The organism is Spiribacter roseus, assembly GCF_002813635.1.
GTDB lineage: Bacteria > Pseudomonadota > Gammaproteobacteria > Nitrococcales > Nitrococcaceae > Spiribacter > Spiribacter roseus.
Map to the genome: position 1 here is coordinate 1 of NZ_CP016382.1, position 25,583 is coordinate 25,583.

A 25,583-nucleotide genomic window follows, 5' to 3' on the forward strand; every position below is an offset into this window, starting at 1 on the left:
CCGCGCATGACCATCACCCTGACCGCCGAACCCCTCACCGCGAAGCGCTTCGCGGTGAGGGGTTCGGCGGTCAGGGTGATGGTCATGCGCGGGTGACCCCGGGAGCGGGATGGAGCTGCTGCCAGTGCCGGGCGATGTCGATGCGGCGCGTCACCCAGACATCCGCGTGGCTTTCGAGATGGTCGAGAAACCGCTGCAGGGCGCGGAACCGCCCCGGACGCCCGATCAACCGTGGATGGAGTCCCACCGACATCATGCCCGGTTGGTCCGCGCCTTCCGCGTAGAGGACATCAAAGCTGTCGCGCAGATAGGCAAAAAACTGATCGCCACTGTTAAAACCCTGCGGGGTGGCGAAGCGCATGTCGTTGCAATCCAGCGTGTAAGGTACCACCAGCTGGTGGTGGGGCTCGCCATGGGTGTCCTCGACCGGCATCCAAAAAGGCAGCTCGTCGCCATAGTAATCCGAGTCGTACAGGAAATTCCCCTGATCGACCACCAGGCGCCGGGTCCGGGGGCTGTCCCGGCCCGTGTACCAGCCTTCGGGCGGGTGTCCCGTCAGCGCCCGGAAGATCTCGATGGCGGTCTGCATGTGTTGGCGTTCAGTGGCCTCATCGATCCCCTGATAGTCGAGCCAGCGATAGCCATGGCAGGCGATTTCGTGGTCCGCCTCGCGCAGCGCTGCGGTCACCTCGGGGTTGAGCTGCAGGGCCCGGGCGACGCCGAAGACGGTCAGTGGCAGGCCGCGCCGCTGAAACTCGCGGAGCACCCGCCAGACGCCCACCCGACTGCCGTATTCATAGATCGATTCCATGCTCATGTGGCGATCGGCGACGGCCGGCGCGTTGATGATCTCCGAGAGAAACGTCTCGGCATGGGCGTCTCCCTCGAGGACGCAGCGTTCGCCGCCTTCTTCGAAGTTGAGCACGAACTGCACGGCAACCCGGGCACCACCGGGCCATTGTGGATCAGGACGATGGCGGCCGTAACCAATCAGGTCGCGCGGGTTGGGATGGGTCATGAAGCGATTTCCGAGTCGTCGAAAAGGGTGGAAAAGTCGGGGGCCTCGCGCGGCGCCTCGGCAAACTCGAGGCTCGCCTCGATCTCGCGCAGGTGGTGATCCATCCAGCGCTCGGCCTGCTCCACCGCGCCGGCTTCGAGCAGCCGCAGCAGTTCGTCATGCTCGCCACAGTCGCAGCCAATGCTTTGATGCGTGCCATAGACCGCGATGATCAATGAGGACAGAGAGCTCAGCTGCTCGACGAAGGCGCGGGTCAGTTCGTTGTCGGTGACTGCCATCAGCTGGGTATGAAAATCCGCCGAGTGCTTGATGGCCGCGCTGCGATCGCCGGCGCGTCGGGCGGCCTGCTCACGCTGGACAAGCGCATGCAGGTCACGGTGATGCTCGGGCGTGAAATGCCTGACCACCGCAGGGATGCTGCCGCACTCCAGCAGGCGCCGGTTGGCGAACACATCCGCCGCCTGCCTGGCGGTAGGTCGGTTGACCTCCGCGCCGCGGCGCGGCCGCTGCACCACCAGCCGATCGATGGACAGTCGCTGCAGGACCTTGCGGATGCTGGTCCGGCTGACCCCGAAGGTCTGCCCCAGGGTGTCCTCCGGCAGCCGATCGCCGGGCCTCAGCCGGTGGTCGACGATCGCCGTGCGCACGGCCTGATAGATCGCTTCGTCGCTTGTTCTGTCCCGTTGCTCGCTCAACTCTCTCGCCTCCAATTTTGTACACAACATCGTATCCAACAGACCGACGGATTGCATACGAAATCCGTATGCGCAATGATTGCAGGCTCGTGTCCTGTTAACCGTCTGATTTTAAACAAAAATGCACCATGCAGGTGCAAACGCAGGGAGTCCCGTGATGACTGACCGCCTCGAAAACCACGATCCGTCGCTCTATAACGAGGATCTGGCGCCGATTCCAAAGTCTGCCCGAAAATGGGGCGCCTTCGAGATCTTCAACGTCTGGGCGAACGACGTACAGTCGTTGTTCGGCTACACCCTGGCCGCATCGCTGTTCATCAGCTACGGGCTCAACGGCTGGAGTGTGTTTCTGGCGATCCTGGTCGCCGGTTTTTTCGTCATGTGGCTGGTCAACCTCATGGGTCGGCCCAGCGTTGAGCATGGCATCCCCTTTCCGGTGATGGCCCGGGTCAGCATGGGCGTCCGCGGCGCCAATTTTCCAGCGATGGTGCGCGGCATCGTGGCGATCTTCTGGTACGGCGCCCAGACCTATTTTGCCTCGACGGCGGTCGCGATGCTGCTGTTCTCGCTGTTTGGCGGCTCGGCGGACAGCGGCGGGATGCTGCTGGGCATGAACACCCTGTCCTGGGTCGCCTTCATCATCGTCTGGGGTTTTCAGGTGGTGCTGTTCTGGCGGGGGATCGACTGGATCAGTCGTTTCCTGAACTTTGCCGGGCCATTCGTCTACATCGTCATGCTGATTCTGGCCGGGCTGATCTGGCTTGAGGCGGGTTCCGATCTGCTCCCGCAGCTGGGCACGATCTTCCAGGGCATGGGCGACTACGAGGGCAGCTCCGTGGCGGCGTTCTTCGCCGTTGTGGGCACGATGATCGCCTACTTCGCCGCCGTCGTGATCAACTATGGCGACTTCTCGCGTTTCGTCGCCAGCGAGCGGCAGATGAAAAAGGGCAACTTCTTCGGCCTGCCACTGAACATCGCGTTCTTCTCGCTCATTGCGTTGATCGTCACCGCCGGTACGGCGGTGGTATTCGGCGAGACCGTCACCAATCCCACCGAGATGGTCGAGCGGGTCGATTCGCTGCCGCTCACGATCATCGCGGCGCTCATGTTCTTCGCCGCCACCGTGGGCATCAATCTGGTGGCCAACTTCATTCCGCCGGCCTATGACCTGGCGAACCTGGCCCCGTCAAAGATCGATTTCCGGGTCGGTGGCGCCATCACCTCGGTATGCGGCTTCATCATCGGTGCGCTGTGGGTCTCGACGATTTCGCAGATCGGCATCTTCGGTTTCGTGAACACCCTCGGAGCCATCCTGGCCCCGGTCTACGGCATCATGATCGCCGACTACTACCTGGTGAAGTCGCAGAGCATTGATCTGAATGCACTGTTCTCGAGCGACGAGACAGGGCAGTACTACTACGACAATGGCTGGAATCGCCGCGCGATGATGGCCTTCGCCATCGCCGGGATCTTCTCGATCTGCACGGTCTGGGTGCCGGCGCTCGAGAGCCTGTCCGGGTTTTCGTGGGTGATCGGCGCGCTGCTCGGCGCCACGATCTACTACGTGATCGTCAAGCGCTGAGGTTGACGGCGGCCCGGGGCGGCACCGCCGTCCCGGGTCAGTCCTCGGGCTGAAAATCCGGCGGCGGCGCCGAGCCCTCGCCAAAGAAGAACTTCTCCATCTCCTGCTCAAGAAATGTGCGTGCCTTCGGGTCCATCGGCGAGAGTCGATACTCGTTGATCAGCATCGTCTGGTGGCCCAGCCACATCTTCCAGCCTTCCTGGCTGACGTTCGCCATGATCCGCTCGCCCAGTTCACCGGGGTAGGGCTGGCGTTTCATCTTCTGGCCCTCACGGCCGAGTTTGATGCAGTGGACGGTATCATCGCTCATGATCGAGCTCCTGTTGGTGAATCAGGCGTTGCACCGGGGCCGGCAGCCCGGGTGGGTTGTCGGTATGCGGTTTATACCAGAGCCGGTCGGCATCCTCGATGCCATGATCGCTCAGTAACCGGGCGCGAACCGGCTGGATCGTCAGGCTGTAGTGGGTGAACTCGTGGCGCAGCGGCGGCAGTGTATCGTCCATCAGCTCGATCTCCAGCCCGCGCTCAGTCCGGGCCCAGTCCTCGGTCGGCGCCGTTGCCTCGGGCAGTGACCAGAGGCCGGCCCAGATTCCCGTGGGCGGCCGGCGCTCGAGCAGAATCCCTTCGGGCCCGTCAATGATGATCATGGTGGTGGTTCGCAGCGGTTTCTCCCGCTTCGGCCGGCGGCCGGGATAGGCGCCTGGATTGCCCTGGGCGAACGCCTGGCAGCCCGACTGCAGCGGACAGCGCGGGCACTGGGGCTGGCGGGTGCAGAGCGTGGCGCCCAGATCCATCATGGCCTGGTTGAAGTCGCCGGTCCGCTGGGTGGGCGTCACCGCCTCGCTGTATGCCCACAGTTCGCGGGCCACGGCGCTTCGGCCCGGCCAGCCGGGCACCGCGAAGTAGCGCGCCAGGACCCGCTTGACGTTGCCATCCAGGATCGCCGCAGGCGTGCCCCGGGACAGCGACAGGATGGCGGCGGCGGTGGAGCGACCGATCCCGGGCAGGTCGGCCACCGCGGCTGGGTCGTCGGGGAAGACGCCGGCATATTCGTCCACCAGCCGTTGCGCGCAGCGATGCAGGTTGCGGGCGCGGGCGTAGTACCCCAGTCCCGCCCAATACCTGAGTACTTCGTCCAGGCTTGCCGCCGCCAGCGTCTCGACGTCGGGAAACCGGGCCATGAAGCGTTCGAAGTAGGCGATGACGGTGGTGACCTGGGTCTGCTGCAGCATCACCTCCGAGATCCACACCCGGTAGGGCGTCGCCGGATGCTGCCAGGGCAGATCATGGCGGCCCGCGCGGTCAAACCACTCGAGTACCGCCGGGGCAAATCCGTCCCGGGTCGGAGGCTGCGCCACGGCCATCAGTTGAGCAGCCCCTCCAGCCGGTCGCGCAGTCTGTCGACCTCTTCCTCGACCCGCTCGCGGATCTGCGTGCCCTGGCTTTCCTGCAGCACGCGGGCGATGTTCAGCCGGATGGACGGATCACTCCAGCTGCCCTCGATCTGCAGCGGGATCGACACGCCCCGCAGCGACTCCGGCGGCTCACCCCCCTGTCCCTCGAGACTGCCCACCACGCTGACATCCAGCGACAGGTCCAGGCGCTGCGCGGCCAGGTCGGTCTGACCCTCACCGCGCAGCCGCAGCACCGGCGAGTCCATGGCGATGTCATCGCTGCGGGCCACGCCATCGCGCACGACCACACTGGCGGTCAGGCTGGTGAAATCGGTGCTCGGGTTGGCATCGGCGGCGGGCGGTGTCTCACCCTGAAGGCGGGCCAGCGCCTCGCGGATCAGGCGGGCGATGTTGACCCCCTTCACCGCGCCGTCGCGGATGCTGAAATCGCCACGGGCGTTGAGCGTGGACAGCGGCGCGGCCCCGCTCGACAGGGCCATTTCGCCGTCGGCGTTGATCCCGGCGGTGCCGGTCAGGCGGTCGATGCCGGTGAGCGCCTCGAGCAGCGGCCCCATGGCGACGCCGTTGAGCCCCTCGTCAAATGTGACCGGCAGACGGCTTTGCTGGCTAGCCAGGCGGATGTCACCGGTGTACGCGCCCTCGTAGAAATCCGCGCCCAGCGGATGGATACGCCAGCCCTCGCCGGTCTGGACGACATCGGCGTTCAGCGCGGTCAGTGTCAGATCGTTGGCGCTGACCGTGGTGTCGCGCAGTGACAGGGTGTGATCGCGGCGGATGATCAGATCGCCGTCAATGCGCGTCTGCCACTGTTCGTCGCCCCGCTCGATGGCGGCTTCAAAGGTGATGGGAGCGGTCTCACCCAGCGCAATGGCTCCCAGGTCCAGGGTGACCGGATCGGCGCGGAGGCGCTCGCCGGTGGTCTCGTCTGTGTAGAGCAGCCGCCCGCCGGACAGATCGATTCCTCCCAGGCTCAGGCCGACCAGCCAGTCCGGCAGGCCGCCGGTGGCACCACCCGCATCGCCGCCCTTGCCGGCGCCGTCACGGGCGGTGCCGATCTGCCAGTTGGCCTGTCCGGAGCCATTGCGAATGAGCCGGACGGTGGGCTGATCGATGGTCAGGGTCTCCAGCTGGATCTGGCCCGATAGCAGCGGCATGACGGCCATGCCAGCACTGACGCCTTCGGCGCTGAGTAGCGGGGTGTCGTCAAACCCGTCCCCGCTGCCCAGCCGAATGCCACCCAGATCAAGGCTGAGCCGCGGGAACAGGCTCCAGCCGATTTCGTCTTCGATGACGAACGAGCGCCCCAGCTGATCCTCGACCGCGGCGGTCAGCGAGTCGCGGTAGTCGTTCGGATCGAACAGCAGGAACAGCGCGGCAATGCCCGCCACAATCAGTGTGGCGATACCGCCGAGCAGGATGAACAGCACCCTCATGCGATGGCTCTCTTGTTAGGATGACGACTGGGATCATAACGCCGAAAGGGAAACATGAGCGATCAGGCCGCATTGGCGCCCGGCGCGGGGCGTGGCTCCGCGCTGCTCAAGTGGCTGCTCGCCGGGCTGTTGCTGGGGCTGGTCGCGCCGGCATGGGCCGCACCGCTGAAAGTGGCGGTGGCCTCGAACTTTCTGGCACCGCTCGAGGCCCTGGCCGACGTCTACCACCGGCAGGGTGGCCCCGCGCTGCAGATCAGTGCCGGCGCCACCGGCCAGCTTTACGCCCAGATCACACAGGGTGCGCCCTATGATGTCTTTCTGGCCGCGGATCAGGCCCGGCCGCAACGGCTGGTGGCCGAGGGCGCGGCGCTTGCCGACTCGCGCATGACTTATGCCCGTGGCCGGCTGGTGCTCTGGGCCCGGCCCGGTGTCGAGCTGCCCGTCAATGGCCTGGCCGGGCTGCAGCGCTCGTCAGTGACACGGCTCGCCATCGCCAATCCGGCCCTTGCCCCCTACGGTCGGGCCGCCCGTGAGGCGCTGCAGGCAAGCGGACAGTGGTCGGTGCTGAGTGAGCGGATCGTTCAGGGGCAGAACGTCGGCCAGGCCCTGCAGTATCTGGCGACCGGCAATGTCAGCCATGCGCTGGTCGCGGCGTCCTACACCCGCCTCGATGAGGGTCCGGCCGGCGACCACCAGCCGGTGGAAGCGCAGCTGTATGCTCCGATCCGCCAGGACGCGGTCATTCTGTCCGGGACGGCATCCGCCGATCAGGCCCGGGCTTTCCTCGCGTTTCTGCGCGGGCCGGCGGCGGCCGACGTGCTGGCGTCGTTCGGCTATCGCCCGGCGGGTGGGTCGCGATGAACCTCACGCCGGTGTGGATCAGCCTCCAGCTTGCCGCGGTGACCGTCGTGGTGTTGCTGGTGTTGGGCACTCCGCTGGCCTGGTGGCTCGCCACGGGGCGCAGCCGCTGGCGGGTGGCGGTGGATGCGGTGGTGGCCCTGCCGCTGGTGCTGCCCCCCACGGTGCTTGGCTTCTACATGCTGATCCTGCTCGCCCCGCAGGGACCGGTCGGAGGGCCGTGGCTGGCAGTGACCGGTCAGACCCTTACCTTCAGCTTTACCGGTCTGGTGATCACCTCGGTGCTCTATTCGCTGCCGTTTGTCGTCCAGCCACTGCGCGATGCCTTCCGCGGGATCGGCCCGCGGCCGCTGGAGACCGCGGCGATGCTGGGCGCGGGCCGGCTGGATGCGTTCGTGACGGTGGCCTGTCCGCTGGCGGGGCGGGGTTTTGTCACCGCCATCGTGCTCGGCTTCGCCCACACACTCGGGGAGTTCGGGGCGATCCTGATGGTTGGCGGCAGCCTGCCGGGCGAGACGCGCACCGTCGCCATCGCGATCTACGAAAATGTCGAGACCCTCGACTACGCGGCCGCCCATGCCCTGTCCGCCGGGCTGCTGGTGTTCTCGTTCGTGGCGCTGCTCATCATCTACACGCTCAACGGCCGGCGGCGCACGGGGGTGGGGCTGTGACGGCGCGGCCGCTGGATTTTGACGTGACGCTCGAGCGCCCGGGCTTCCAGCTGCGGGCGGCGGACCGGATCGAGTCGGGGATTACCGCGCTGTTCGGTCCATCGGGCTGTGGCAAGACCAGCCTGCTGCGCTGCCTGGCGGGGCTCGAGCCGGCGTGCCGGGGCCGGATCCGGCATGGCGATCAGCCCTGGCAGGGCCGGGAGGTGCGCCTGCCGCCGCATCGCCGTGCCGTTGGGCTGGTGTTCCAGGACACCCGGCTGTTCCCGCATCTGAGCGCGCGCGGAAACCTGGACTTTGCCGAACGCCGACGGCGGGGCGACGGCCCTGGCCGTGCCGAGGTGATTGAGGGTCTTGGCCTGCGCGCGTTGCTTGATCAGAGTCCCGCGGCGCTCTCCGGCGGCGAGTCGCAACGCGTGGCGCTGGGTCGGGCGCTGCTCGCCGGGCCGCGGCTGCTGTTGCTCGATGAACCCCTGAGCGGGCTGGACGCCGCGCGCCAGCGCGAGATCATGCCGCTGCTGCGGGCCATTCCCGAGCGTTTCGGCGTGCAGCTGCTGGTGGTCACCCACGCCTGCCACGAGGTGCTCTCGCTGGCGGATCGCATGATCCTCATGCAGGCCGGGCGGCTGATCACCCAGGCGCCGGTGAGCGATCTGTTTTCGGCGCCGGACTACTGGCCCATCCTGGGGCTCACCGAGCCGGCCGTGGTCTGGCCGGGCCGGGTGGTGGCCCGGGACAACGACTGGGGCTTGACCACACTGGCCACCGACGCCGGGCGGCTTCGGGTGAGCGGTATCAACCCCGGCTCGGGCGCGCCGGTGATGCTGCGGGTCAGCGCCCGCGACGTGGTGCTGAGCCTCGAGCCGCCCATGGCCACCAGCATGCTCAACAGCCTGCCGGTGCGGGTCGAGGCCCTCGAGAACGAGCGCGACGGCGTGGTGCGCGTGCGCCTGGCGGTGGGCCATCGCGCGGCGTTGTGGACGCATGTCACCCGCCAGTCAGTGGCTGCCCTGCGGCTTGAGCCGGGCCGGCGTCTGCATGCATTGATCCGACCCGAAGTGCTTGGCGTCAATCATTGATAAAGGCGAATGACAGAGCCTTTACTCCCGCCCGCCCCAGCGTCAGACTCCGCGCCTTTGCAGTGCACCAAAATACGCGGAGATGGTTTCATGGCAGGCGTCGCGCAGCAGAGTTGTCACGTTGAATACCGCGGCTGTGACATCGTCATCAGTGGCCCCTCGCGCGAGGCCCACGCCCAGGCGCAACGCATCATCCGCCGCTTTGCCTGCAGCGCCGTGCCCTACCGGCTGGCCAGCACGGGCACCGACCAGGTCATCCTCAAGCCGGCCTGACTAGCCGCCAGGGTCGGCAAGCCGCGCCGGCACCTCGAAGCCATCGGGCAGGGGGTCGTCGGCCTCCACCTCGAACCGGCCGCTGCCGCTGTAATGCCCGGTCCCGGTGACTGTCACGATCAGATGCCCATCGGCATCCACCTCGCGGATCACGCCACGGAAGGCGACGCCGCTCAGCCCCGCCACATCCCAGGCCTGACCCGGACCGATCAGCCCCTGGCGATGGCCAAGCGCCAGCCGCGCGGCAATCCCGGATCCAGTGGCACTGCGATCGACCTGGCCGCCACCAAAGATGCACAGGTTGCGTGACGCCGGCGACTCGCCGGGCAGTCGCCCGTCGGTGATGATGCAGCCATACAGAAAGCCCAGATCGGCGGCATCGGGATGGCGGATCGTCAGCTGCGCGCGTCCCGCCTGGATGATCCCGCGACCCGCCTGCACCAGGGACTCCGTCGGGCTGTCGGCCAGATCAAGGCCCAGTCGACGCGCCCGAACGACCGCGTAGTAAGCACCGCCGTAGGCGATATCGACGCTGACCGCGCCATGGCCGGGCAGTGTCAGGGTCTGCGCCAGCGGACCAGCAAAGACCGGCACGCTGTCAAAGCTGACCGCCCCGATGGGGCCGTCGGCCGGTGTTTCCACGCGCACGGCCACGGGGCCGCAGGGGCACTGCAGGTTGAAGTGCGTGACCGGGGGCGTCGGCGTGACAAGGCCGGTGTCGATCACCCAGCGCCCCAGGGCGACGGTGGCGTGGCCGCACATGGTGCTGTAGCCCTCGTTGTGCATGAACAGCACCGCCAGTGCACAGTCCGGGTGATCGGCCGCGGCCGGCCAGACGCCGTACATGTCGGCGTGGCCGCGGGGTTCGAGCATCAGGTGCCGGCGCACCCGGTCGTGCCGGGTCATGGCGTCGCGGCGTTTCTCGAGCAGGGTGTCACCGGCAAGCGGCGGGGCCCCGTCGGTGACGATGCGCACCGGCTCACCGGCCGCATGCAGATCGGTGTAGCGGTAATGGTGAGCGGTCGGCGTCACTGCCGCGTCCCGGGCTGCTCGATGCCGTCCACCCGCCGCGGCAGGCCCAGCGGGTTGTCCTCCTGCAGCGCCGGTGGCAGAGCCGCCGCGGGCATGTCCTGCACCGCCACCGGGCGCAGGAAGCGCTCCATGGCCCGGGTGCCCACCGAGGTGCTGCGGCTGTCGGTGGTGGCGGGATAGGGCCCGCCATGGACCATGGCCTCGCCGACCTGTACGCCGGTGGGAAAGCCGTTGAACAGCACCCGCCCGGCGCGCTGTTCGAGCTGGTGGATGAGCGCGGCATGCCCGCTCAGTTCGGCATCGCTGGCGTGGATACCGGCGGTCAGCTGGCCGTCGAGATCAGCGGCCACCGTGGTGAAGGGCGTGGCGGCGTCCACCACCACAATCAGCACCGCCGGGCCGAACACCTCGTCGGCCAGTTCCGGCTGTTGGCGCAGGTGCTCGAGGTCAGTGATGAATGCCATGGCCCGGGCGCGTCCATCGGCCGCTTCGCCCGTTGCCAGCCGGCTCACCCCGTCGGCGGCATCGAGCCGCGCGCAGCCCGATTCATAGGCCGACAGGATCCCCTCATGCAGCATGACCGCCGGTGGAATGGCGGCGATGGCGCCGGCGAGCTGGTCGCGGAACGCCTCGAACCCCGCGTCATGGCGCAGAAACACGACGCCGGGTTTGGTGCAGAACTGCCCGCAGCCCATGGCCACTGAACCGGCGAGGCCCGAGGCGATATCGCCGCCGCGCTGGGCGAGGGCTTCGGGGAGGATGAACAGCGGGTTGACGCTGCCCATTTCGGCATACACCGGGATCGGCCGGTGGCGCTCGGCGGCGAGGCGCTGCAGGGCGAGGCCGCCGCGCTGCGAGCCGGTAAAGCCCACCGCCTGGATGGCGGGATGCTGCACCAGTGCGGCGCCCAGGGCATGTTCGGCGCCCTGCAGCATCGAGAACACGCCGCCGGGTAGCCGGTGCTCGGCGACCGCCGCTTCCACCGCCTCGGCGGCGAGGGCTGACGTGCCAGGGTGCGCCGGATGGGCCTTGACCACCACCGGGCATCCGGCCGCCAGCGCCGAGGCGGTATCACCGCCACACACCGAAAAGGCCAGTGGGAAGTTGCTGGCCCCGAATACGGCCACTGGCCCCAGGGGGATATTGCGCTGGCGCAGATCGAAATCGCCGTGCTCGATGCGAACGCCCAGAAACGCCCCCTCGCGGACGACGCCGGCAAACAGCCGCAGCTGTCCGGTGGTGCGGGCCAGCTCGCCGCGAATGCGTGCCTCGGGCAGTCCGGTCTCGGCGCCGGCGCGCTCGACAAAGGCATCGGCCCGGTCATCGAGCCCGCTGGCAATGGATTCCAGCAGCGCTGCGCGCTGTTCGAGCTCGGCGGCTGCCAGTGCATCGGCGGCATCGGCCGCCGCCCGGCATGCCCGGTCGACCTCCTGCGGCGTGGCCTCGGCAAAGGCCGGGGCCAGCGGTTCGCCACTGGCGGCGTCGCGGGCGTTGAACGGGTTGCGGCCGGCCGCGGTCCGGGTCCCGGCAATGAATTGATCGGCTGTGATCGTCATAAAGCCCTACTGCGTCGATGAAGTGTGGTGTCGGTCCAGAGACTCTGCGAGGACCTGGCCGGCGGCGAGGTCCCAGAGAGACTGACCAACGCTTTTGAAAATGATCGGGCCGCCGCCCACCGGCTGGGCCTGGTCCAGCACCACGGCCTCGAGGGAAGTGGCCTGCCGCCAGTCGAAATGCCCTGATTCATGGGCCTGGATGAGGTCGCCCGCCTCTTCGCGGGCGCCTTCGGCCGTGTCGATGACCACCCGGCCATGGGCCAGCAGCGCCGGCGGCACTTCCGCCATATGGGCACGGAACGCGCCCACTGCGGCCACAAAGGTGTCGGCGGGCAGCGCGGTGGGCAGGATCGGTCGTGTCGAAGTGGTGGCCGTCACGATGACGCGGACCGTATCCAGAACCGTGGCCGGATCATCGATCACGCTGACGCGCATGCCGGCCTGGTTCATCTCGGCGGCGAGGGCCTCGGCGCGGGAGCGGGTGCGCGAGTACAGATAGGCCTCGCGCAGACCCAGGCCATCACGGAACGCCTCGAGGTGGGTGCGGGCCTGGGTGCCGGCCCCATAGACCAGCATCGGGGTATCGGTGCGGGGTGCCAGTTGCCGGGCGGCGAGCAGCGACACCGCCGCCGTCCGCCGGGCCGAGACGGCGCCCCCGTCCACCAGCAGCTGACGCTCGCCGGTGGCGGCGTCCAGGACCACCATCTCGCCCTGTATGGTCGGGCGGCCATGGCGGCTGTTGTGCGGGTGGACCGTGACCAGTTTGGTGATTGCGAGGCGGCCATCGGTGGCAGGCATGAGCAGCAGCGTACCCCCCTCGGCAAGCCCCATGGCGCCGCGGGCGGGGCACTCGGTGTGTCCGGCCCGGGCGCTCGCCAGCACCCGGGCGCAGGCGTCGGCAAGGGCCGGATAGTCGAGTCGCTCGAGGGTCTGCTGGCGGTCGAGTGTGCGCATGGTCAGTTCACCGAAAAGCCGAGGGCGAAGGGGTCGCGATCATCAATGAAGATCGTGTTGTAGCCGGTGACCCGGGCCCAGCCAGTGATCTGCGGGCGGATGCCGGTATGCGGGCCGATGATCTCAGTGCCCAGAACCTCGCCGGTGAACAGGCTGCCGATCACGCTTTCATGGACAAACCGCTGGCCCACCGCCAGGCGCTCGCGGCCGTGGAGCTGCGCCATGCGCGCCGAGGTGCCCGTGCCGCAGGGCGAGCGATCGATGGCCCGGTCGCCATAGAACACCGCGTTGCGGGCATCGGCCGCCGGATCGCGTGCCGGCCCGGTCCACATCACGTGCGAGACCCCGCGGATCGTCGCGTCGTCCGGATGGACCGGATCAATCAGGGCGTTGAGGCGCCGGCGTACCTGCGGTGACAGGCGCAGGATATCGTCCACGCTCAGCTGATCCAGGCCCTCAAAGCCCGGCTGGGGATCGAAGATGGCGTAGAAGTTGCCACCATAGGCGATGTCGCAACGCAGCCGCCCCAGGTCGGGGACATCCACTTCGACATCATGCGCTTCAAGCCAGGCCGGCACATTGCGCAGGCTCACCGATTCGACGAACCGCCCCGGCTGCTCGTAGCTGACCTCGACCTTGCCAGCGGGCGTTTCCAGCGCCAGCCGTCCGGCCTGGGTCGGCGTGACCAGTCCTTCCTCAATGGCGGTGGTGACGGTGCCGATGGTGCCGTGCCCGCACATCGGCAGGCAGCCCGAGGTCTCGATGAACAGCACCCCCAGGTCACAGTCGGGCCGCGTGGGGGCGTAGAGGATCGAGCCCGACATCATGTCGTGGCCGCGGGGCTCGAACATCAGCCCCTGGCGGATCCAGTCGTAGTGGGCCAGAAAGTCCTGGCGGTACCCGCTCAGGCTGTCGCCGCGCAGCCGCGGCCCGCCGCCGGCCACCACCCGCACCGGGTTGCCGCAGGTGTGGCCGTCAATGCAGAAAAACGTATGCCGTGCCATGGCTCAGACGGACGGCCGTGTCGCCAGGGCCTGCTCGATGACCGCCGTCACCCGAGCGCGCTCATCGCCGACCAGGGGCAGGCGGGGCAGGCGCACGGTCTCGCTGCCGCGACCGGCGATCTGCTCGGCGAGCTTGATCATCTGCACCAGCTTGGGGTCGGTGTCCATATGCAGCGAGTCCATCATCCAGCGGTACAGGTGCACCGCCGGCTCGATCCGCCCGGCCTGAAGATGGTCGTAGATCGCCACGCTTTCGCGCGGATAGACGTTGGCGAAGCCGGATACCCAGCCAATCGCGCCCACCACCATGCACTCCAGCGCGACATCGTCCACGCCCGCCATGATCGCCAGCGCATCCGGCGCCCGGTTGATGAGGTCGTTGATCCGGCGCGGGTCTTCGGAGGACTCCTTGACGGCGACGATGCCCGGTGTCCGGGACAGCTCGACGAGGGTTTCCGGGTCGATGTCGATGCCGTACGAGGCCGGGTTGTTGTAGATCATCGCCGGCAGCGAACAGGCATTGGCGACCGTGCTGATGTGGTGGACGATTTCGCCCCGGTCCGCCTTGTACACCATCGCCGGCAGGATCATGATGCCATCGGCGCCAATGGCCTCAACATCGCGCGCATAGCGGCAGGCCGCCTCGGTGGTGAACTCGGCCACGCCGCAGATCACCGGCACCCGGCCGGCACTGACCCGGCAGGCCGCGCGGATGACCTCGCGTTTTTCCTCGTCGGACAGCGAGGTGTTCTCGCCACAGGTGCCCAGCATGACCAGGCCATGCACACCATCGCGGATGAGGTTGTCGACGACCTGTTCCGTCGCCGCGACATCGAGGCTGTGATCGGGATGGAACTGCGTGGTGACTGCTGGGTAGATGCCGCGCCAATCGGGAATCATGGGTCTGCTCCTCCTGTGGGTGATGACCGCCTTTCGGTCGGCCATTGTATATTGTATAAAGTTATCCTTCGGGATAGGGATGGTCAACGACAATGAATCTGCAGAGTAGTAGCGGCCGGCAGACAGTGGCCGGGATGCTGGTCAGCGAGATGCGCGAGCGCATCCTCACCCTGGAGTTTCCCGAGGGAGCCCCCCTGCGCCAGGACACCCTTGCCGCCGAATTCGGGGTCAGCCGGATCCCGCTGCGCGAGGCGCTTCTGCAGCTTGAAGGCGAGGGGCTGGTCACACAGACCGCCCATAAGGGCTACGCGGTCAGCGTACTGTCGCTTGAGGAGATCCGCGAGATCTTTGATCTGCGCGCCCTGATCGAGGTGGACCTGCTCCAGCGCGCCCTGCCGCACATCACCTCCGAGGTCATCGCCGAAGCCCGTCAGGTGCTCGCCCAGTTCGACGAGAACCTGGCCGCGCCTTCGGCCGAGCGCCAGTGGGGCCACTTCAACTGGCGCCTGCATGCCACGCTCTGCGCGCCGGCGGGCCGTCACCGCAGCCTCGACATCCTGCGCAAGCTGCACCGCAATGCCGACCGTTACCTGCGTCTGCAGCTCAATCTCTCGGATCACAACAATGCCCGTGCCCGCGAAGAGCACGACCGCCTGGTCACCCTCTGCGAGGAGCGCGATAACGCCGAGGCCAGCCGCCTGCTGAACGAGCACATCCTCGCCGCGCGCGACGATCTGCTCGACTTCCTGTCGGTGCGCCGGGCCAATGACTGAGGGGAGTGCGATGAAGATAACCGCGATCAATGTCTACCAGGTCGATCTGCCGCTGCACGAAGGCCGCTATGCCTGGTCCGGCGGCAACAGCGTCGACGTGTTCGACAGCACCGTGGTGGAGATCGAGACCGATGCCGGCCTGACCGGCGTTGGCGAGGTCTGCCCGCTGGGCCCGGCCTATCTGCCGGCCTACGCCGCCGGCGCCCGCGCCGGGTTGCAGCAGCTGGCCCCCGGGCTGCTGGGCATGGACCCGACCCGCCCGATGCAGATCAGCCATCATCTGGATGCCGCCCTGCGCGGGCATCCCTACGTCAAATCGCCCATCGACATGGCCTGCTGGGACCTGTTGGGCAAGGCCACCGGTCAGCCGGTCTGCCACCTTCTGGGGGGCCGATATGGCGAGACCATCAGCCTCTATCGCGCCATTTCCCAGCAAAGCCCCGAGCAGATGGCCGAGCGCTGCCGCGAGTACCAGGCCCAGGGCTATCGCCGCTTCCAGCTCAAGGTGGGCGGCGATCCGGATACCGACATCGACCGCATTCACGCCTGCGCGGCGGTCATGCGCCGGGGGGACACACTGGTGGCCGATGCCAACACCGGCTGGAGCCAGTACGCCGCGCTGCGTGTGGCCGCGGCGGTGGCCGATCTCGATGTCGCCATCGAGCAGCCCTGCGCCGACTATCGCAGCTGTCTGCAGGTGCGGCGGGCGACGGCCCGGCCGTTCGTGCTGGATGAGTCGGTGGACGGGATGGCGTGGTTATTGCAAGCGATCAACGATGGAGCAATGGACGCGGTCAACATCAAGATTGCCAAGGTGGGAGGACTCACCCGGGCCCATCGGATGCGCGATGTGTGTATGGAATCGGGGATCGTGATGACCCTGGAGGACACCTGGGGCGGCGATGTGGCCACCGCGGCCATTGCCCATCTGGCCCATTCGACGCCCGAGGCGGCGCGCTTTTCCGTCACCGATTTCAACAGCTACGTCACCCGGGCGTTCGCCCTGGGGGCCCCGCAGCGTCGCGGGGGCGAGATGGCCGCATCCACTGCCCCCGGGTTGGGCGTGAGCCTGGATTACTCGGTGCTCGGTGCCCCGATATGGCGCACCGCAGCGTAGGTAATGCTTGCGCGAAGGGTCACGATCGTCTAAACCGTAGACTGTATACAATTTTTGGAGGCTCATCCGATGAAAATCACAATCACCGCAATCGCCACGACCGTCGCCCTGGGCGTGGGTCTGGGCGGGGCCGCGCAGGCCCAGGACGATGCCATTGTCATCGGCGTGCAGGTGCCCACCACGGGCTCCGAGGCGACCTACGGTCAGGACATGTACAACGCCGCTGAACTGGCGGCCGAAGAGATCAACGCCGACGGCGGCCTGCTGGGCCGGCAGATCGAGTTGATCAACGGCGACTCGGCCTGCGATCCCCAGCAGTCCGTCAACGCCGCCGGCAACCTGGTCTCGCGCGATGTCCTGGGCATCGTCGGGGGGTATTGCTCGGGCGCCACGATGCCGACCCTCAAGACCTACGGCGACGAGGGCCTGCCGTTCGTGATCACCGCGTCGAACTCCACCCAGCTCATCCCCGCCAACCCCGGCAATGCCTTCATGATCAACTCCACCGGGGCGGATCAGTCGAAAAAGGCGGCCGAGTTCTTCGAGTCACAGGGCATTGAGCGCCTGGCCGTGATCGATCAGGGCGATTCGTACTCGCAGGACCTGGCCGACCTGACCGTTGAGCGCTGGGAGGCGATGGGCCACGAGGTGGTCACCCGCGAGACGGTCAACAAGGGCGAGCAGGACTTTTCGGCCGTGGTCAGCAACGTGCGCTCGAGCGGTGCCGAGGCGGTGTTCTGGACGGCCTACTACGCCGATGGCGGCCTGATGATCCGCCAGCTCCGTCAGGGCGGTTTCCGCGGCATGATCGCCGTGGGTGATGGCTCCAACTCGCCGCAGCTCTTCGAGATCGCCGGTGGCGCGGCCGAGGGCGTGTTCGCCTTTTCCAACCCCACCGCCGAGTTCCTGCCCGCCGCGGCGGACTTCATCGACGACTACGAGGCCGAGTACGGCCAGAGCCCGGGTCCCTACGCCCCGCTCAACTACGACGGCCTCAAGCTGCTCGCCTGGGCCATGGAGACCGCCGGGACGACCGATTCGGCGGCCGTGATCGACGTGCTCGAGTCGACGGACGGGCAGTCGTGGCTGACCGGCCCGATCCGCTTCACCGACGAGAACACGCTGGCCCGCAGCAACTTCATCATCCTCGAGGGCGAAGACGGCGCCTGGACGTTCTTCGAAAACTAACGGGCTGAATCGCGGCGCGGGTCCGGCGCGGGCCCGCGCCGCTTCATTCAGGCAGAGTCAACGGGGGGCCTGGCATGCCGGCCTTTGAGACATTCCTCCAGGCCATCGTCAACGGCCTGGTGCTGGGATCCTTTTACGCGCTGATCGCGCTTGGCTACACCATGATTTTCGGTGTGATCAAGCTCCTGAACTTCGCCCATGGCGATGTCTATATGGTGGGCGCGTTCGTCGGCTTCGGCGTGCTCTCACTGATCTCGGGCGTTGTCGGGGCGGGCTGGTTCGGCCTTGGCATTGCCATTCTGGTTTCCATGATCGCGGTCGGCTGTCTCGGCGTGATCATTCAGCGGGTCGCCTATCAGCCGATGCTCTCGGCGCCGCGGCTCTCGATCCTGATTACCGCGCTGGCGGTCTCGCTGGTGCTGCAGAACAGCGCCCTCAGCCTGACCGACGGCAAGTACACGGCGTTCCGCACCGACCTCGGCTTTGGCGGGTTTGAATTCGGGCGTCTTTTCATCAGCCACCAGGCCGTGGTGCTGGTGGCCATCGCCGGACTGCTAATGATCGCGCTCGAGCTGTTCGTGAGCCGGACGATGTATGGCCGCGCCATGCGCGCGGTATCCATCGACAAGGACATGTGCCGGCTGTTGGGGATCAACGTCTCGCGGGTCGTCGCCATCACCTTTCTGATCGGCTCGGGGCTCGCGGCCGCCGCCGGCACCATGGCGGGCGCCTACTACGGCAGCATCTGGTATTTCATGGGCTTTCTCATCGGCCTCAAGGCGTTCACCGCCGCGGTGATCGGCGGTATCGGCAGCATTACCGGGGCCATGCTGGGCGGTCTCATCCTGGGCCTGCTCGAATCCTTCGGCACCTTGGTGCCGTGGATTGGTAGCGAGTGGAAGGACGTATTTACCTTCTCGATCCTCATTCTCGTGCTCGTGTTCAAACCCACGGGCCTGCTGGGCAAATCAGAAGTGGAGCGGATGTAGCGATGAGTACCGCAACGGGCACAACGACCGGTCTGGTCGACCGCCTCTACGCCGCCTTCGACAGCCCCCGGCGGCAGATGCTGCTGATGGCGGCCATCGTGGTGGTGATGGCCGTGCTGCCAATGCTGATGGGGCGTTATGCGACCACCATCATGACCAACGCGCTGCTGTATGTGGTGCTCGCGCTGGGGCTCAACATCGTGGTGGGCTATGCCGGGCTGCTGGATCTCGGCTATGCCGCCTTCTTTGCGGTGGGGGCGTATAGCATCGGCATCCTCACCGTGCAGTTCGATTGGAATTTCTGGCTGGCCATTCCGCCAGCACTGGTCGCGGCCTGCATGGCCGGAGTGATCATCGGCGGGCCGACCCTGCGACTGCGCAGTGACTACCTGGCCATCGTAACCCTGGGGTTCGGCGAGATCGTGCGCTTCAGCGCGCGCAACCTCGAGATCACCGGCCGTGCCAGTGGCCTGTCGAACATCCCTGAGCCGAATTTCTTCGGCTATGTGATCAACAGCTACGTCGATTTCTACTATGTATTCCTTTTGCTGGCCGTGATCGCGGTCATCGCCAGCCATCGGCTCTATCACTCGCGGCTGGGACGGGCATGGCTGTACGTGCGGCATGACGAGGACGCGGCTGAGGCCATGGGCATCAATCGGGTGCGGGTCAAGCTGGCCGCCTACGTCACCGGATCGGTGTTCGGGGCCGTTGGCGGGATCTTCTTCTCGGTCAACCTGGGCGCCATTTCCCCGGAGAGCTTCAGTTTCGAGCAGTCGGTGCTGATCCTCATGGCGGTGATCCTGGGCGGCATGGGCAAGATCCCGGGGGTGATCCTGGGCGCGTTCATCATCATCCTCGGCCCCGAGCTGCTGCGCGAGCTCGGCGAGCTGCGGCTGTTGCTGTTCGCGGTGGTCATGCTGCTGATCATGCTGCTGCGGCCCAGCGGCATCTGGCCCGAACGGCGTCATTAAAGCGGAGGAGTGACGGATGCTGCTCAATCTTGAACAAGTCACGCTGCGCTTTGCCGGCAACACCGTGCTCGACAAGGTCGACTTCGGGGTCGAGGCGAATACGCTGGCCAGCCTGATCGGGCCCAACGGCGCGGGTAAGACCTCGCTGTTCAACTCCATCACCGGCTTCTACCGGCCCCAGGAGGGGCGTATCGAGTTCGCCGGCGAACGCGTGCTGCGGCGCAAGCCCCACAAGGTCACCCAGCTCGGCATCGCCCGCACCTTTCAGAATGTGCGCCTGTTCCGCGAGATGTCGGTGATGGAAAACGTCATGGCGGGCATGCACTGCCGCACCCGCGCGGGGGCCTTTGGCGCCGTGTTGCGCACCCCCGGCCAGCGCGCCGAGGAGCGCTATATCGCCGAAGTGGCCCACGACTGCATGCGTTTTGTGGGCGTCGATGAATACGCCGACCGCCTTGCCACCAACCTGGCCTATGGCTACCAGCGCCTGGTGGAAATCGCCCGGGCGCTGGCGACCCAGCCGCGGCTGATCCTGCTGGATGAGCCCGCGGCCGGGCTGAATGCCACCGAGAAGGCGGCGCTGATCGAGCTGATCCGGCGTATCCGTGACGAGCGCGGCATCGCGGTGCTGCTCATCGAGCATGACATGGGGTTGGTGATGCAGGTCTCGGAGCGCATCAATGTGCTCGATTACGGCCGTATCATCGCCAATGGCAACGCCGAGGAGATCAAGAACAACCCCCGGGTCATCGAAGCCTATCTGGGGCAGGAAGACGAGGAGATGGTGCTGTGACAGAGCCGGTCCTTCGCGTGGAGCAGGTCGAGTCGTTCTACGGCAAGATCCAGGCGCTCCGCGGTATCGACATCGAGGTGGCCCCCGGCCAGATCATCGCCGTGCTGGGCAGCAACGGCGCCGGCAAGACCACGACGCTCAAGACCATCTCGGGACTGGTGCGTGCCCAGGTCGGCCGCATCCACTTTGACGGTGAGGACATCACCCGTCTGCCCCCGCATGAGATCGCCCGCAAGGGCGTGGTGCATGTGCCCGAGGGCCGGCATATCCTCAAGGGCCTGAGCGTGCAGGAAAACCTCGAGCTCGGCAGCTTCACGGTCCGCGACCCCGCGGTGCGGCGCGAGCGCATGGCGGATGTGTTCGAGCGCTTCCCGATCCTCTCTGAGCGGCGTCACCAGGACGGCTCGCTGCTCTCCGGCGGCGAGCAGCAGATGCTGGCCCTGGGACGGGCGCTGATGCATGGCCCGCGGGTGCTGCTGCTTGATGAGCCGTCCATGGGGCTTGCGCCCAAGCTGGTCACCCAGACCATGCGCATCGTCAAACAACTCAACGAGGCGGGCACCACCATCCTGCTCGTCGAGCAGAATGTGCGCCTCGCGCTCAAGATCGCGCACTATGCGTACGTCCTCGAGAACGGCGAAATCCACAACCAGGGGAAGGCTTCGGCGCTTGCCGAGGACGAGAGCATCGTCCAGGCCTATCTGGGGGCCTGATGCGGGTGGCGATCGTGGGTACCGGCCCGGCCGGCGCGGCGGCGGCCCGGGGGCTGATCGGCCGCGGCGTGGCGGTGACGCTGTTTGATGAGCAGCCCCGCAGCGGCGGCAATATCAGCCGGATCCGGGCAACGGATGCCGCCACGCCCCTCGAGACCCTCGCCCGCGCCTCAGCGGAATTGGAGCTGCATACCGCCACGCGGGTGCTGTCCACCGAGGCCGGTGGCCGGGTCTGGTTTGATGCCGGTGACGGCGCCGAGGCGCGGGACTTTGACGCCATCGTGCTCGCCTGTGGGGCCTATGATGTCCACGACCCCATCCCCGGCCTGCCCGCGCCGGGGGTCAGTAGCGCCGGCGCCCTGCAGGCCCTGCTCAAGGGTCAGGGCCTGGTCCCCGAGGGGCCGGTGGTCATCGCTGGCAGCGGACCGTTTCTGGGAGTGGTCGCCGCCGGCCTGGTGCGCGCCGGTGTGCCGGTCACGCAGGTGCTGGATCGGCTGCGTCTGAGCGACTATTTTCGCCTGGCCCCCTGGGGCGCCGGCATCCCCGGCAACAGCCTGGAGTTTCTGCAGACCCGCTGGCAGCTGGCCCGGGCCGGGGTCGCGATGCGGCATGGTGTGGCCGTGACCGCTGTGGGCGACAATCAGTTGACCACCGATCAGGGCGAGACCATCGGCTTTGGTCATCTGGGCCTCACCGAGCGCTTCATCCCCCAGACCCAGCTGGCGCGGACCGCCGGCTGCGGCCTTGAGTACGATCCCGTGGGCGGTTACTGGCGGGTGGTGACCGATGCCCGCGGGCGCACCGATCGCCCGGGTATTTACGTGATCGGCGAAGGCCAGGGCGTGCGCGGCTGGCGGCATGCACGACTATCCGGTGAGCGGGTGGCCCCGGCGGTGGCCGCGGATCTGGCGGGTCAGCCCCTCAAGGCCCGCGACAATGGCCTGCGGCGGCGCTTTCTGATCGGGTTCGGCCGCGCGCTTGAACACCGGCAGTCGCGGCGGGCCGCCACCCGACCCGCCGCCGAGGCGGTCATCTGCCCCTGTGAAGGGACCCGGGTGAGCGCCGTCGACGAGGCCGTCTCGCTGGGTCTGGCCGACCTGTCATCGATCAAGGTGGTGACGCGTTGCGGCATGGGCCCCTGTCAGGGCCGCTACTGCGAGCCGCAGGTGACGGCGCGCATCCGTGCCGCCGGTGCCACGCCCCGGGGAGCGCTCAATCAGCGTGCCTTCTCGCGACCGGTCCGTGTGGGGGAGGTGATCGATGGAACGGGTTGATGCGCTTGTGGTCGGCAGCGGGATCATCGGCAGTTTCGTCGCCCTGGCGTTGCGCGAGCGGGGCCTCGAGGTGATGGTTGTCGACCGCGGGGGGCTTGCGCCGGGGACATCGCGCAGCAGTGACGGCAACCTGCTGTGCTCGGATAAATCCCCCGGGCTGATGCTGGATCTCTCGCGCCGCAGCCTGGACGCGTGGCACCGCTTCGCCGGGCGCTATGGCAATGACTGCGAATTCGACCCCAAGGGGGCGACGGTGGTGGCGCGCTCGGCGGATGAGGCCCGGGGCCTGAAGGCGCTGGTGGCCGAGCATCAGGCCCGCGGCATCGACTGCCGGTTTCTCGACAGCGGCTGGCACGCCCTTGAGCCGCACCTGGGCCCGGAAACCGTGGCCGTCGGCAACTGGCCGAACGACGCCCAGGTGCAGCCCATGCTGGCCTGCTACCAGATCGCGCGGATCCTGCGTGATCAAGGGGTGACCTATCGGTTCTATGAGGGCATCGACCGGCTTGAACCGCGCGACGAGGGCGTGACCGTCACCCTGGACGGTGGTGATCGCATCGAGGCCGGCCACGTCGCGCTATGCACGGGGGTCTGGACGCCCGAGATCCTCGCGCCGCTGGGTCTGTCCGTGCCGGTACAGCCGCGCAAAGGGCATATCGCCGTGCTCGAGCGGGGTGATGTGGTGGTCAACTCGAAGATCGCCGATTTTGGCTACCAGGCCGCCGCCGAGAGCACCGAGGTGGACGAGACCGCGGTCCAGACTGCCGCCATCATCGAGGCAACCCGCAGCGGGACCATCCTCTGCGGCAGCTCGCGCGAATTTGCCGGTTTCGACATGGCGGTCAATATGCAGACCGTTCAGCAGCTGCTGGCCGACTGCGTGCGCATCGTCCCCGACCTGGCCCGCCTGCGGGTGATCCGCGGCTACGCCGGTCTGCGACCGTTTTCGCCCGACGGCCATCCGGTGATCGGTCCGGTGCCCGGCGCGGAACGACTCATCGTGGCGACCGGCCACGAAGGGGCCGGCCATGGGCTGGCGGCGGTGACCGGCGATCTGGTGGCCGCCTGCGTGGCCGACGGCGATACCCACCCCTATGGGGGCCGCCTGCACCCGGAGCGGTTTCAATGACGGGGCCGGGGTTTCGTTGTCTGGAGGCGGCGGGCGAAGGGATGCATGTCGAGATTGACGGCCGGTCGGTCGAGATACCCCGTGGGGTGAGCGTGCTGGGTGCGCTGCTGTTGCAGGCGGATCAGGGTCAGCGGCCGGACTGGTTCTGCGCCATCGGCCAGTGTCAGCGCTGTCGGGTGCGGGTCAATGGCCACGAGACGACGGCCTGCCAGGCTTATCCGGCACCCGGTGATCGCATCGAGACACCAAAGGGATGGAGCGGCTGACCGGGATCGAACCGGCATCACTGCCTTGGGAGGGCAGCGCTCTACCATTGAGCTACAGCCGCGCTGCGGGATCATTATATCGCTGGATGGCTGCGGTACAATGGCCGTATGAACGCAAACGACCCCCAGATCACCCTGTATGTGAACGGCGAGGCCCGATCGGTGCCGGCCGAGACTACCGTTGCCCGGTTGGTGGAGTCCCTTGAGCTCGGCCAGCGGCGGATCGCCATCGAGCTGAATGGCGAGGTCGTCCCGCGCAGCGAGCACGCCAGCCGATCCCTCAACGACCAGGACCGTATTGAAATCATCCGCGCCATCGGCGGCGGGTGAATGACCAAGAGGCAAGCATGACGCAGCAGCAACCACTGACCATCGCGGGGCACAGCTACCAGTCCCGCCTGCTGATCGGTACCGGCAAATACCGGGATATGGCGCAGGCCGGCGAGGCCATTCGCGCCAGCGGGGCCGAGATCGTGACCGTCGCGATCCGGCGCACCAACATCGGCCAGAATGCCGACGAGGAAAACCTGCTCGATGTCGTCCCGCCCAGCGAGTTCACCATCCTGCCCAACACCGCGGGCTGTTATACCGCCGATGATGCCGTGCGCGTCTGCCGGCTGGCCCGTGAGCTGCTGGATGGGCACGACCTCGTCAAGCTCGAGGTGCTGGGTGATCCCCAGACCCTCTATCCCGACATCCCCGCCACGCTCGAGGCCGCCGAGCGTCTGGTGGCCGATGGCTTCAAGGTGATGGTGTATACCAGTGACGACCCGATCATCGCCCGGCGGCTCGAGGAGATGGGCTGCGTGGCGGTGATGCCACTGGCCTCGCCGATCGGCTCGGGGCTGGGCATCCAGAACCGCTACAACCTGCTGACCATCCTGGAGAATGCCTCGGTGCCGATCATTGTCGACGCCGGCGTGGGAACGGCCTCGGATGCGGCGGTGGCCATGGAGCTGGGCGCCGATGGCGTGCTGCTCAACACCGCCGTTGCCGCGGCGCAGGAACCGGTGCTGATGGCCTCGGCCATGCGCAAGGGGATCGAGGCGGGGCGCGAAGCCTACCTGGCCGGGCGCATGCCGATGCGCCGGTTTGCATCCGCCAGCTCGCCGCTGGAGGGCACCTTCTGGCAAGGCCGCCAGTGAGTACGACCGGTTACCGACCGATCCGCAGTTTTGTCCGGCGCGAGGGTCGCCTGACCGCCGGCCAGCAGCGGGCGCTTGATGAGTTATATCCGCGCTACGGCGTCGACTGGTCGGGCGGCAGGATCGATGTGGCGGCAGGCTTCGAGCGCCCCGCGCCCCTGGTGCTGGACATCGGTTTTGGCGACGGCGACGCACTGGCGGAGATTGCTGCCGCCCATCCCGATCGCAATTACCTGGGTGTCGAGGTCTATCGCACCGGCACGGGCCGACTGCTGCGCCGTATTGAATCGGAAGGCCTGACCAACCTTCGGGTGCTGCTCGCCGATGCTAGCGAGCTGCTACGCGACGGCCTGGCCCCGGCATCGCTCGCGGGGGTGCAGCTGTTCTTCCCCGATCCGTGGACCAAAAAGCGCCATCACAAGCGCCGGATCGTGCAGGCCGAATGGCTGGCGCGGGTGGCGGACCGCCTGCAGCCCGGCGGCTTTCTGCATATGGCCACCGACTGGGCGGACTATGCCGAATGGATGCTGTCGCTGAGCGACGCCGAGCCGCGCCTCGAAAACCCCTATGGCGGCTATGCGCCCGATGCCGGTGATCGGCCCGAGACCCGCTTCGAGCGCCGCGGCCGACGCAAGGGGCATGAGGTGTTCGACCTTATCCTGCAGCGGGTGGATGTGTGATCAACCCAACCCTTCGTGTCGAGCAGATACGATTGAGCCACCGCTTTCGTCCCGCAGCCGTTACCCCCGTGTCCC

At 67.3% G+C, this 25,583-nt stretch carries 28 protein-coding genes and 1 tRNA gene; 18 read left to right on the forward strand and 11 right to left on the reverse strand.

Annotation, left to right across the window (positions count from 1 at the left end; translation table 11 throughout):
- Positions 1 to 82: 82 nt before the first annotated feature.
- Both puuE and BBH56_RS00010 read right to left on the reverse strand, forming a co-directional pair.
- Complete coding sequence (puuE, locus tag BBH56_RS00005; protein ID WP_148121520.1) at positions 83 to 1,018, reverse strand: allantoinase PuuE; 936 nt, start codon at positions 1,016 to 1,018, stop codon at positions 83 to 85.
- Entirely contained in the window at positions 1,015 to 1,713 is a 699-nt protein-coding gene (locus BBH56_RS00010; protein ID WP_198515221.1) for a GntR family transcriptional regulator, read from the reverse strand. The genes puuE and BBH56_RS00010 overlap by 4 nt, the downstream gene beginning before the upstream one ends.
- 157 nt (positions 1,714 to 1,870) lie before the next feature.
- Between BBH56_RS00010 and BBH56_RS00015 the strand changes: the two genes are divergently transcribed.
- Positions 1,871 to 3,295, forward strand: coding sequence for an NCS1 family nucleobase:cation symporter-1 (locus tag BBH56_RS00015; protein WP_148121521.1), 1,425 nt, complete (start codon positions 1,871 to 1,873; stop codon positions 3,293 to 3,295).
- A 37-nt stretch (positions 3,296 to 3,332) separates the two neighbouring features.
- Here BBH56_RS00015 and BBH56_RS00020 read toward each other — a convergent pair whose 3' ends face one another.
- The 3 genes from BBH56_RS00020 to BBH56_RS00030 are packed head-to-tail and all read right to left on the reverse strand — an operon-like array spanning position 3,333 to position 6,143.
- Positions 3,333 to 3,605, reverse strand: a complete 273-nt coding sequence (locus BBH56_RS00020; RefSeq protein WP_110882341.1) for an oxidative damage protection protein — start codon at positions 3,603 to 3,605, stop codon at positions 3,333 to 3,335.
- Positions 3,595 to 4,659: an A/G-specific adenine glycosylase gene (mutY, locus tag BBH56_RS00025; protein ID WP_148121522.1), complete on the reverse strand. Its 1,065-nt coding sequence runs from the start codon at positions 4,657 to 4,659 to the stop codon at positions 3,595 to 3,597. Before mutY ends, BBH56_RS00020 begins: the two co-directional genes overlap by 11 nt.
- Positions 4,659 to 6,143 (reverse strand): AsmA family protein, encoded by a 1,485-nt coding sequence (locus tag BBH56_RS00030; RefSeq protein WP_148121523.1) that lies wholly within the window; start codon positions 6,141 to 6,143, stop codon positions 4,659 to 4,661. Before BBH56_RS00030 ends, mutY begins: the two co-directional genes overlap by 1 nt.
- A gap of 54 nt (positions 6,144 to 6,197) precedes the next feature.
- Between BBH56_RS00030 and modA the strand changes: the two genes are divergently transcribed.
- The 4 genes from modA to BBH56_RS00050 all read left to right on the forward strand — a co-directional run bounded on the left by modA (position 6,198) and on the right by BBH56_RS00050 (position 9,021).
- On the forward strand, positions 6,198 to 7,004 hold the full coding sequence (gene modA / locus BBH56_RS00035; RefSeq protein ID WP_148121524.1) for a molybdate ABC transporter substrate-binding protein: 807 nt from the start codon (positions 6,198 to 6,200) through the stop codon (positions 7,002 to 7,004).
- Positions 7,001 to 7,672 (forward strand): molybdate ABC transporter permease subunit, encoded by a 672-nt coding sequence (gene modB / locus BBH56_RS00040; RefSeq protein ID WP_148121525.1) that lies wholly within the window; start codon positions 7,001 to 7,003, stop codon positions 7,670 to 7,672. The genes modA and modB overlap by 4 nt, the downstream gene beginning before the upstream one ends.
- Positions 7,669 to 8,748, forward strand: a complete 1,080-nt coding sequence (gene modC / locus BBH56_RS00045; RefSeq protein ID WP_148121526.1) for a molybdenum ABC transporter ATP-binding protein — start codon at positions 7,669 to 7,671, stop codon at positions 8,746 to 8,748. Before modB ends, modC begins: the two co-directional genes overlap by 4 nt.
- A gap of 90 nt (positions 8,749 to 8,838) precedes the next feature.
- A complete protein-coding gene (locus BBH56_RS00050) occupies positions 8,839 to 9,021 on the forward strand; it encodes a hypothetical protein (RefSeq protein WP_069133861.1) in 183 nt (60 codons plus the stop codon).
- Here the strand turns inward: BBH56_RS00050 and BBH56_RS00055 are convergent, their stop codons facing one another.
- Genes BBH56_RS00055 through BBH56_RS00075 form a run of 5 tightly spaced genes read right to left on the reverse strand, consistent with a single transcriptional unit; the run spans position 9,022 to position 14,467 of the window.
- Positions 9,022 to 10,053: a proline racemase family protein gene (locus tag BBH56_RS00055; RefSeq protein ID WP_198515223.1), complete on the reverse strand. Its 1,032-nt coding sequence runs from the start codon at positions 10,051 to 10,053 to the stop codon at positions 9,022 to 9,024.
- Entirely contained in the window at positions 10,050 to 11,609 is a 1,560-nt protein-coding gene (locus tag BBH56_RS00060; RefSeq protein WP_148121527.1) for an aldehyde dehydrogenase (NADP(+)), read from the reverse strand. The genes BBH56_RS00055 and BBH56_RS00060 overlap by 4 nt, the downstream gene beginning before the upstream one ends.
- A 6-nt stretch (positions 11,610 to 11,615) precedes the next feature.
- Positions 11,616 to 12,563, reverse strand: a complete 948-nt coding sequence (locus BBH56_RS00065) for a delta(1)-pyrroline-2-carboxylate reductase family protein (protein ID WP_148121528.1) — start codon at positions 12,561 to 12,563, stop codon at positions 11,616 to 11,618.
- 2 nt (positions 12,564 to 12,565) lie between these two features.
- On the reverse strand, positions 12,566 to 13,567 hold the full coding sequence (locus BBH56_RS00070; RefSeq protein WP_148121529.1) for a 4-hydroxyproline epimerase: 1,002 nt from the start codon (positions 13,565 to 13,567) through the stop codon (positions 12,566 to 12,568).
- A gap of 3 nt (positions 13,568 to 13,570) precedes the next feature.
- Positions 13,571 to 14,467: a dihydrodipicolinate synthase family protein gene (locus tag BBH56_RS00075; protein ID WP_148121530.1), complete on the reverse strand. Its 897-nt coding sequence runs from the start codon at positions 14,465 to 14,467 to the stop codon at positions 13,571 to 13,573.
- A 92-nt stretch (positions 14,468 to 14,559) separates the two neighbouring features.
- On the opposite strand from BBH56_RS00075, the gene BBH56_RS00080 reads away from it, so the two are divergent.
- The 10 genes from BBH56_RS00080 to BBH56_RS00125 all read left to right on the forward strand — a co-directional run bounded on the left by BBH56_RS00080 (position 14,560) and on the right by BBH56_RS00125 (position 23,683).
- Positions 14,560 to 15,240 (forward strand): GntR family transcriptional regulator, encoded by a 681-nt coding sequence (locus tag BBH56_RS00080; RefSeq protein ID WP_069133866.1) that lies wholly within the window; start codon positions 14,560 to 14,562, stop codon positions 15,238 to 15,240.
- A gap of 10 nt (positions 15,241 to 15,250) precedes the next feature.
- Complete coding sequence (locus tag BBH56_RS00085; RefSeq protein ID WP_148121531.1) at positions 15,251 to 16,357, forward strand: cis-3-hydroxy-L-proline dehydratase; 1,107 nt, start codon at positions 15,251 to 15,253, stop codon at positions 16,355 to 16,357.
- Between the two features lie 69 nt (positions 16,358 to 16,426).
- Complete coding sequence (locus BBH56_RS00090) at positions 16,427 to 17,545, forward strand: branched-chain amino acid ABC transporter substrate-binding protein (RefSeq protein WP_148121532.1); 1,119 nt, start codon at positions 16,427 to 16,429, stop codon at positions 17,543 to 17,545.
- Between the two features lie 74 nt (positions 17,546 to 17,619).
- Positions 17,620 to 18,534 (forward strand): branched-chain amino acid ABC transporter permease, encoded by a 915-nt coding sequence (locus tag BBH56_RS00095; protein WP_144347020.1) that lies wholly within the window; start codon positions 17,620 to 17,622, stop codon positions 18,532 to 18,534.
- 2 nt (positions 18,535 to 18,536) lie between these two features.
- Positions 18,537 to 19,508, forward strand: coding sequence for a branched-chain amino acid ABC transporter permease (locus tag BBH56_RS00100; protein WP_148121533.1), 972 nt, complete (start codon positions 18,537 to 18,539; stop codon positions 19,506 to 19,508).
- A gap of 16 nt (positions 19,509 to 19,524) precedes the next feature.
- Entirely contained in the window at positions 19,525 to 20,301 is a 777-nt protein-coding gene (locus tag BBH56_RS00105) for an ABC transporter ATP-binding protein (protein ID WP_148121534.1), read from the forward strand.
- The gene (locus BBH56_RS00110; protein WP_069133872.1) at positions 20,298 to 21,014 is read left to right on the forward strand and encodes an ABC transporter ATP-binding protein; all 717 of its coding nucleotides are present in this window, start codon (positions 20,298 to 20,300) and stop codon (positions 21,012 to 21,014) included. The genes BBH56_RS00105 and BBH56_RS00110 overlap by 4 nt, the downstream gene beginning before the upstream one ends.
- The gene (locus BBH56_RS00115) at positions 21,014 to 22,288 is read left to right on the forward strand and encodes an NAD(P)/FAD-dependent oxidoreductase (RefSeq protein ID WP_148121535.1); all 1,275 of its coding nucleotides are present in this window, start codon (positions 21,014 to 21,016) and stop codon (positions 22,286 to 22,288) included. Before BBH56_RS00110 ends, BBH56_RS00115 begins: the two co-directional genes overlap by 1 nt.
- Positions 22,275 to 23,417, forward strand: a complete 1,143-nt coding sequence (locus BBH56_RS00120; RefSeq protein ID WP_148121536.1) for an NAD(P)/FAD-dependent oxidoreductase — start codon at positions 22,275 to 22,277, stop codon at positions 23,415 to 23,417. The genes BBH56_RS00115 and BBH56_RS00120 overlap by 14 nt, the downstream gene beginning before the upstream one ends.
- Positions 23,414 to 23,683: a 2Fe-2S iron-sulfur cluster-binding protein gene (locus BBH56_RS00125; RefSeq protein ID WP_198515225.1), complete on the forward strand. Its 270-nt coding sequence runs from the start codon at positions 23,414 to 23,416 to the stop codon at positions 23,681 to 23,683. Before BBH56_RS00120 ends, BBH56_RS00125 begins: the two co-directional genes overlap by 4 nt.
- Here BBH56_RS00125 and BBH56_RS00130 read toward each other — a convergent pair.
- Positions 23,672 to 23,745: transfer RNA gene (locus BBH56_RS00130), tRNA-Gly, on the reverse strand. The two genes, BBH56_RS00125 and BBH56_RS00130, sit on opposite strands and share 12 nt — an antisense overlap.
- 46 nt (positions 23,746 to 23,791) lie before the next feature.
- Here BBH56_RS00130 and thiS point away from each other — a divergent pair.
- Genes thiS through trmB form a run of 3 tightly spaced genes read left to right on the forward strand, consistent with a single transcriptional unit; the run spans position 23,792 to position 25,508 of the window.
- Positions 23,792 to 24,013 (forward strand): sulfur carrier protein ThiS, encoded by a 222-nt coding sequence (gene thiS, locus BBH56_RS00135; RefSeq protein WP_144347024.1) that lies wholly within the window; start codon positions 23,792 to 23,794, stop codon positions 24,011 to 24,013.
- Positions 24,014 to 24,030: 17 nt separating this feature from the next.
- Positions 24,031 to 24,828: a thiazole synthase gene (locus tag BBH56_RS00140; protein ID WP_069133877.1), complete on the forward strand. Its 798-nt coding sequence runs from the start codon at positions 24,031 to 24,033 to the stop codon at positions 24,826 to 24,828.
- On the forward strand, positions 24,825 to 25,508 hold the full coding sequence (trmB, locus tag BBH56_RS00145; protein ID WP_148121537.1) for a tRNA (guanosine(46)-N7)-methyltransferase TrmB: 684 nt from the start codon (positions 24,825 to 24,827) through the stop codon (positions 25,506 to 25,508). The genes BBH56_RS00140 and trmB overlap by 4 nt, the downstream gene beginning before the upstream one ends.
- Positions 25,509 to 25,583 lie beyond the last annotated feature (75 nt).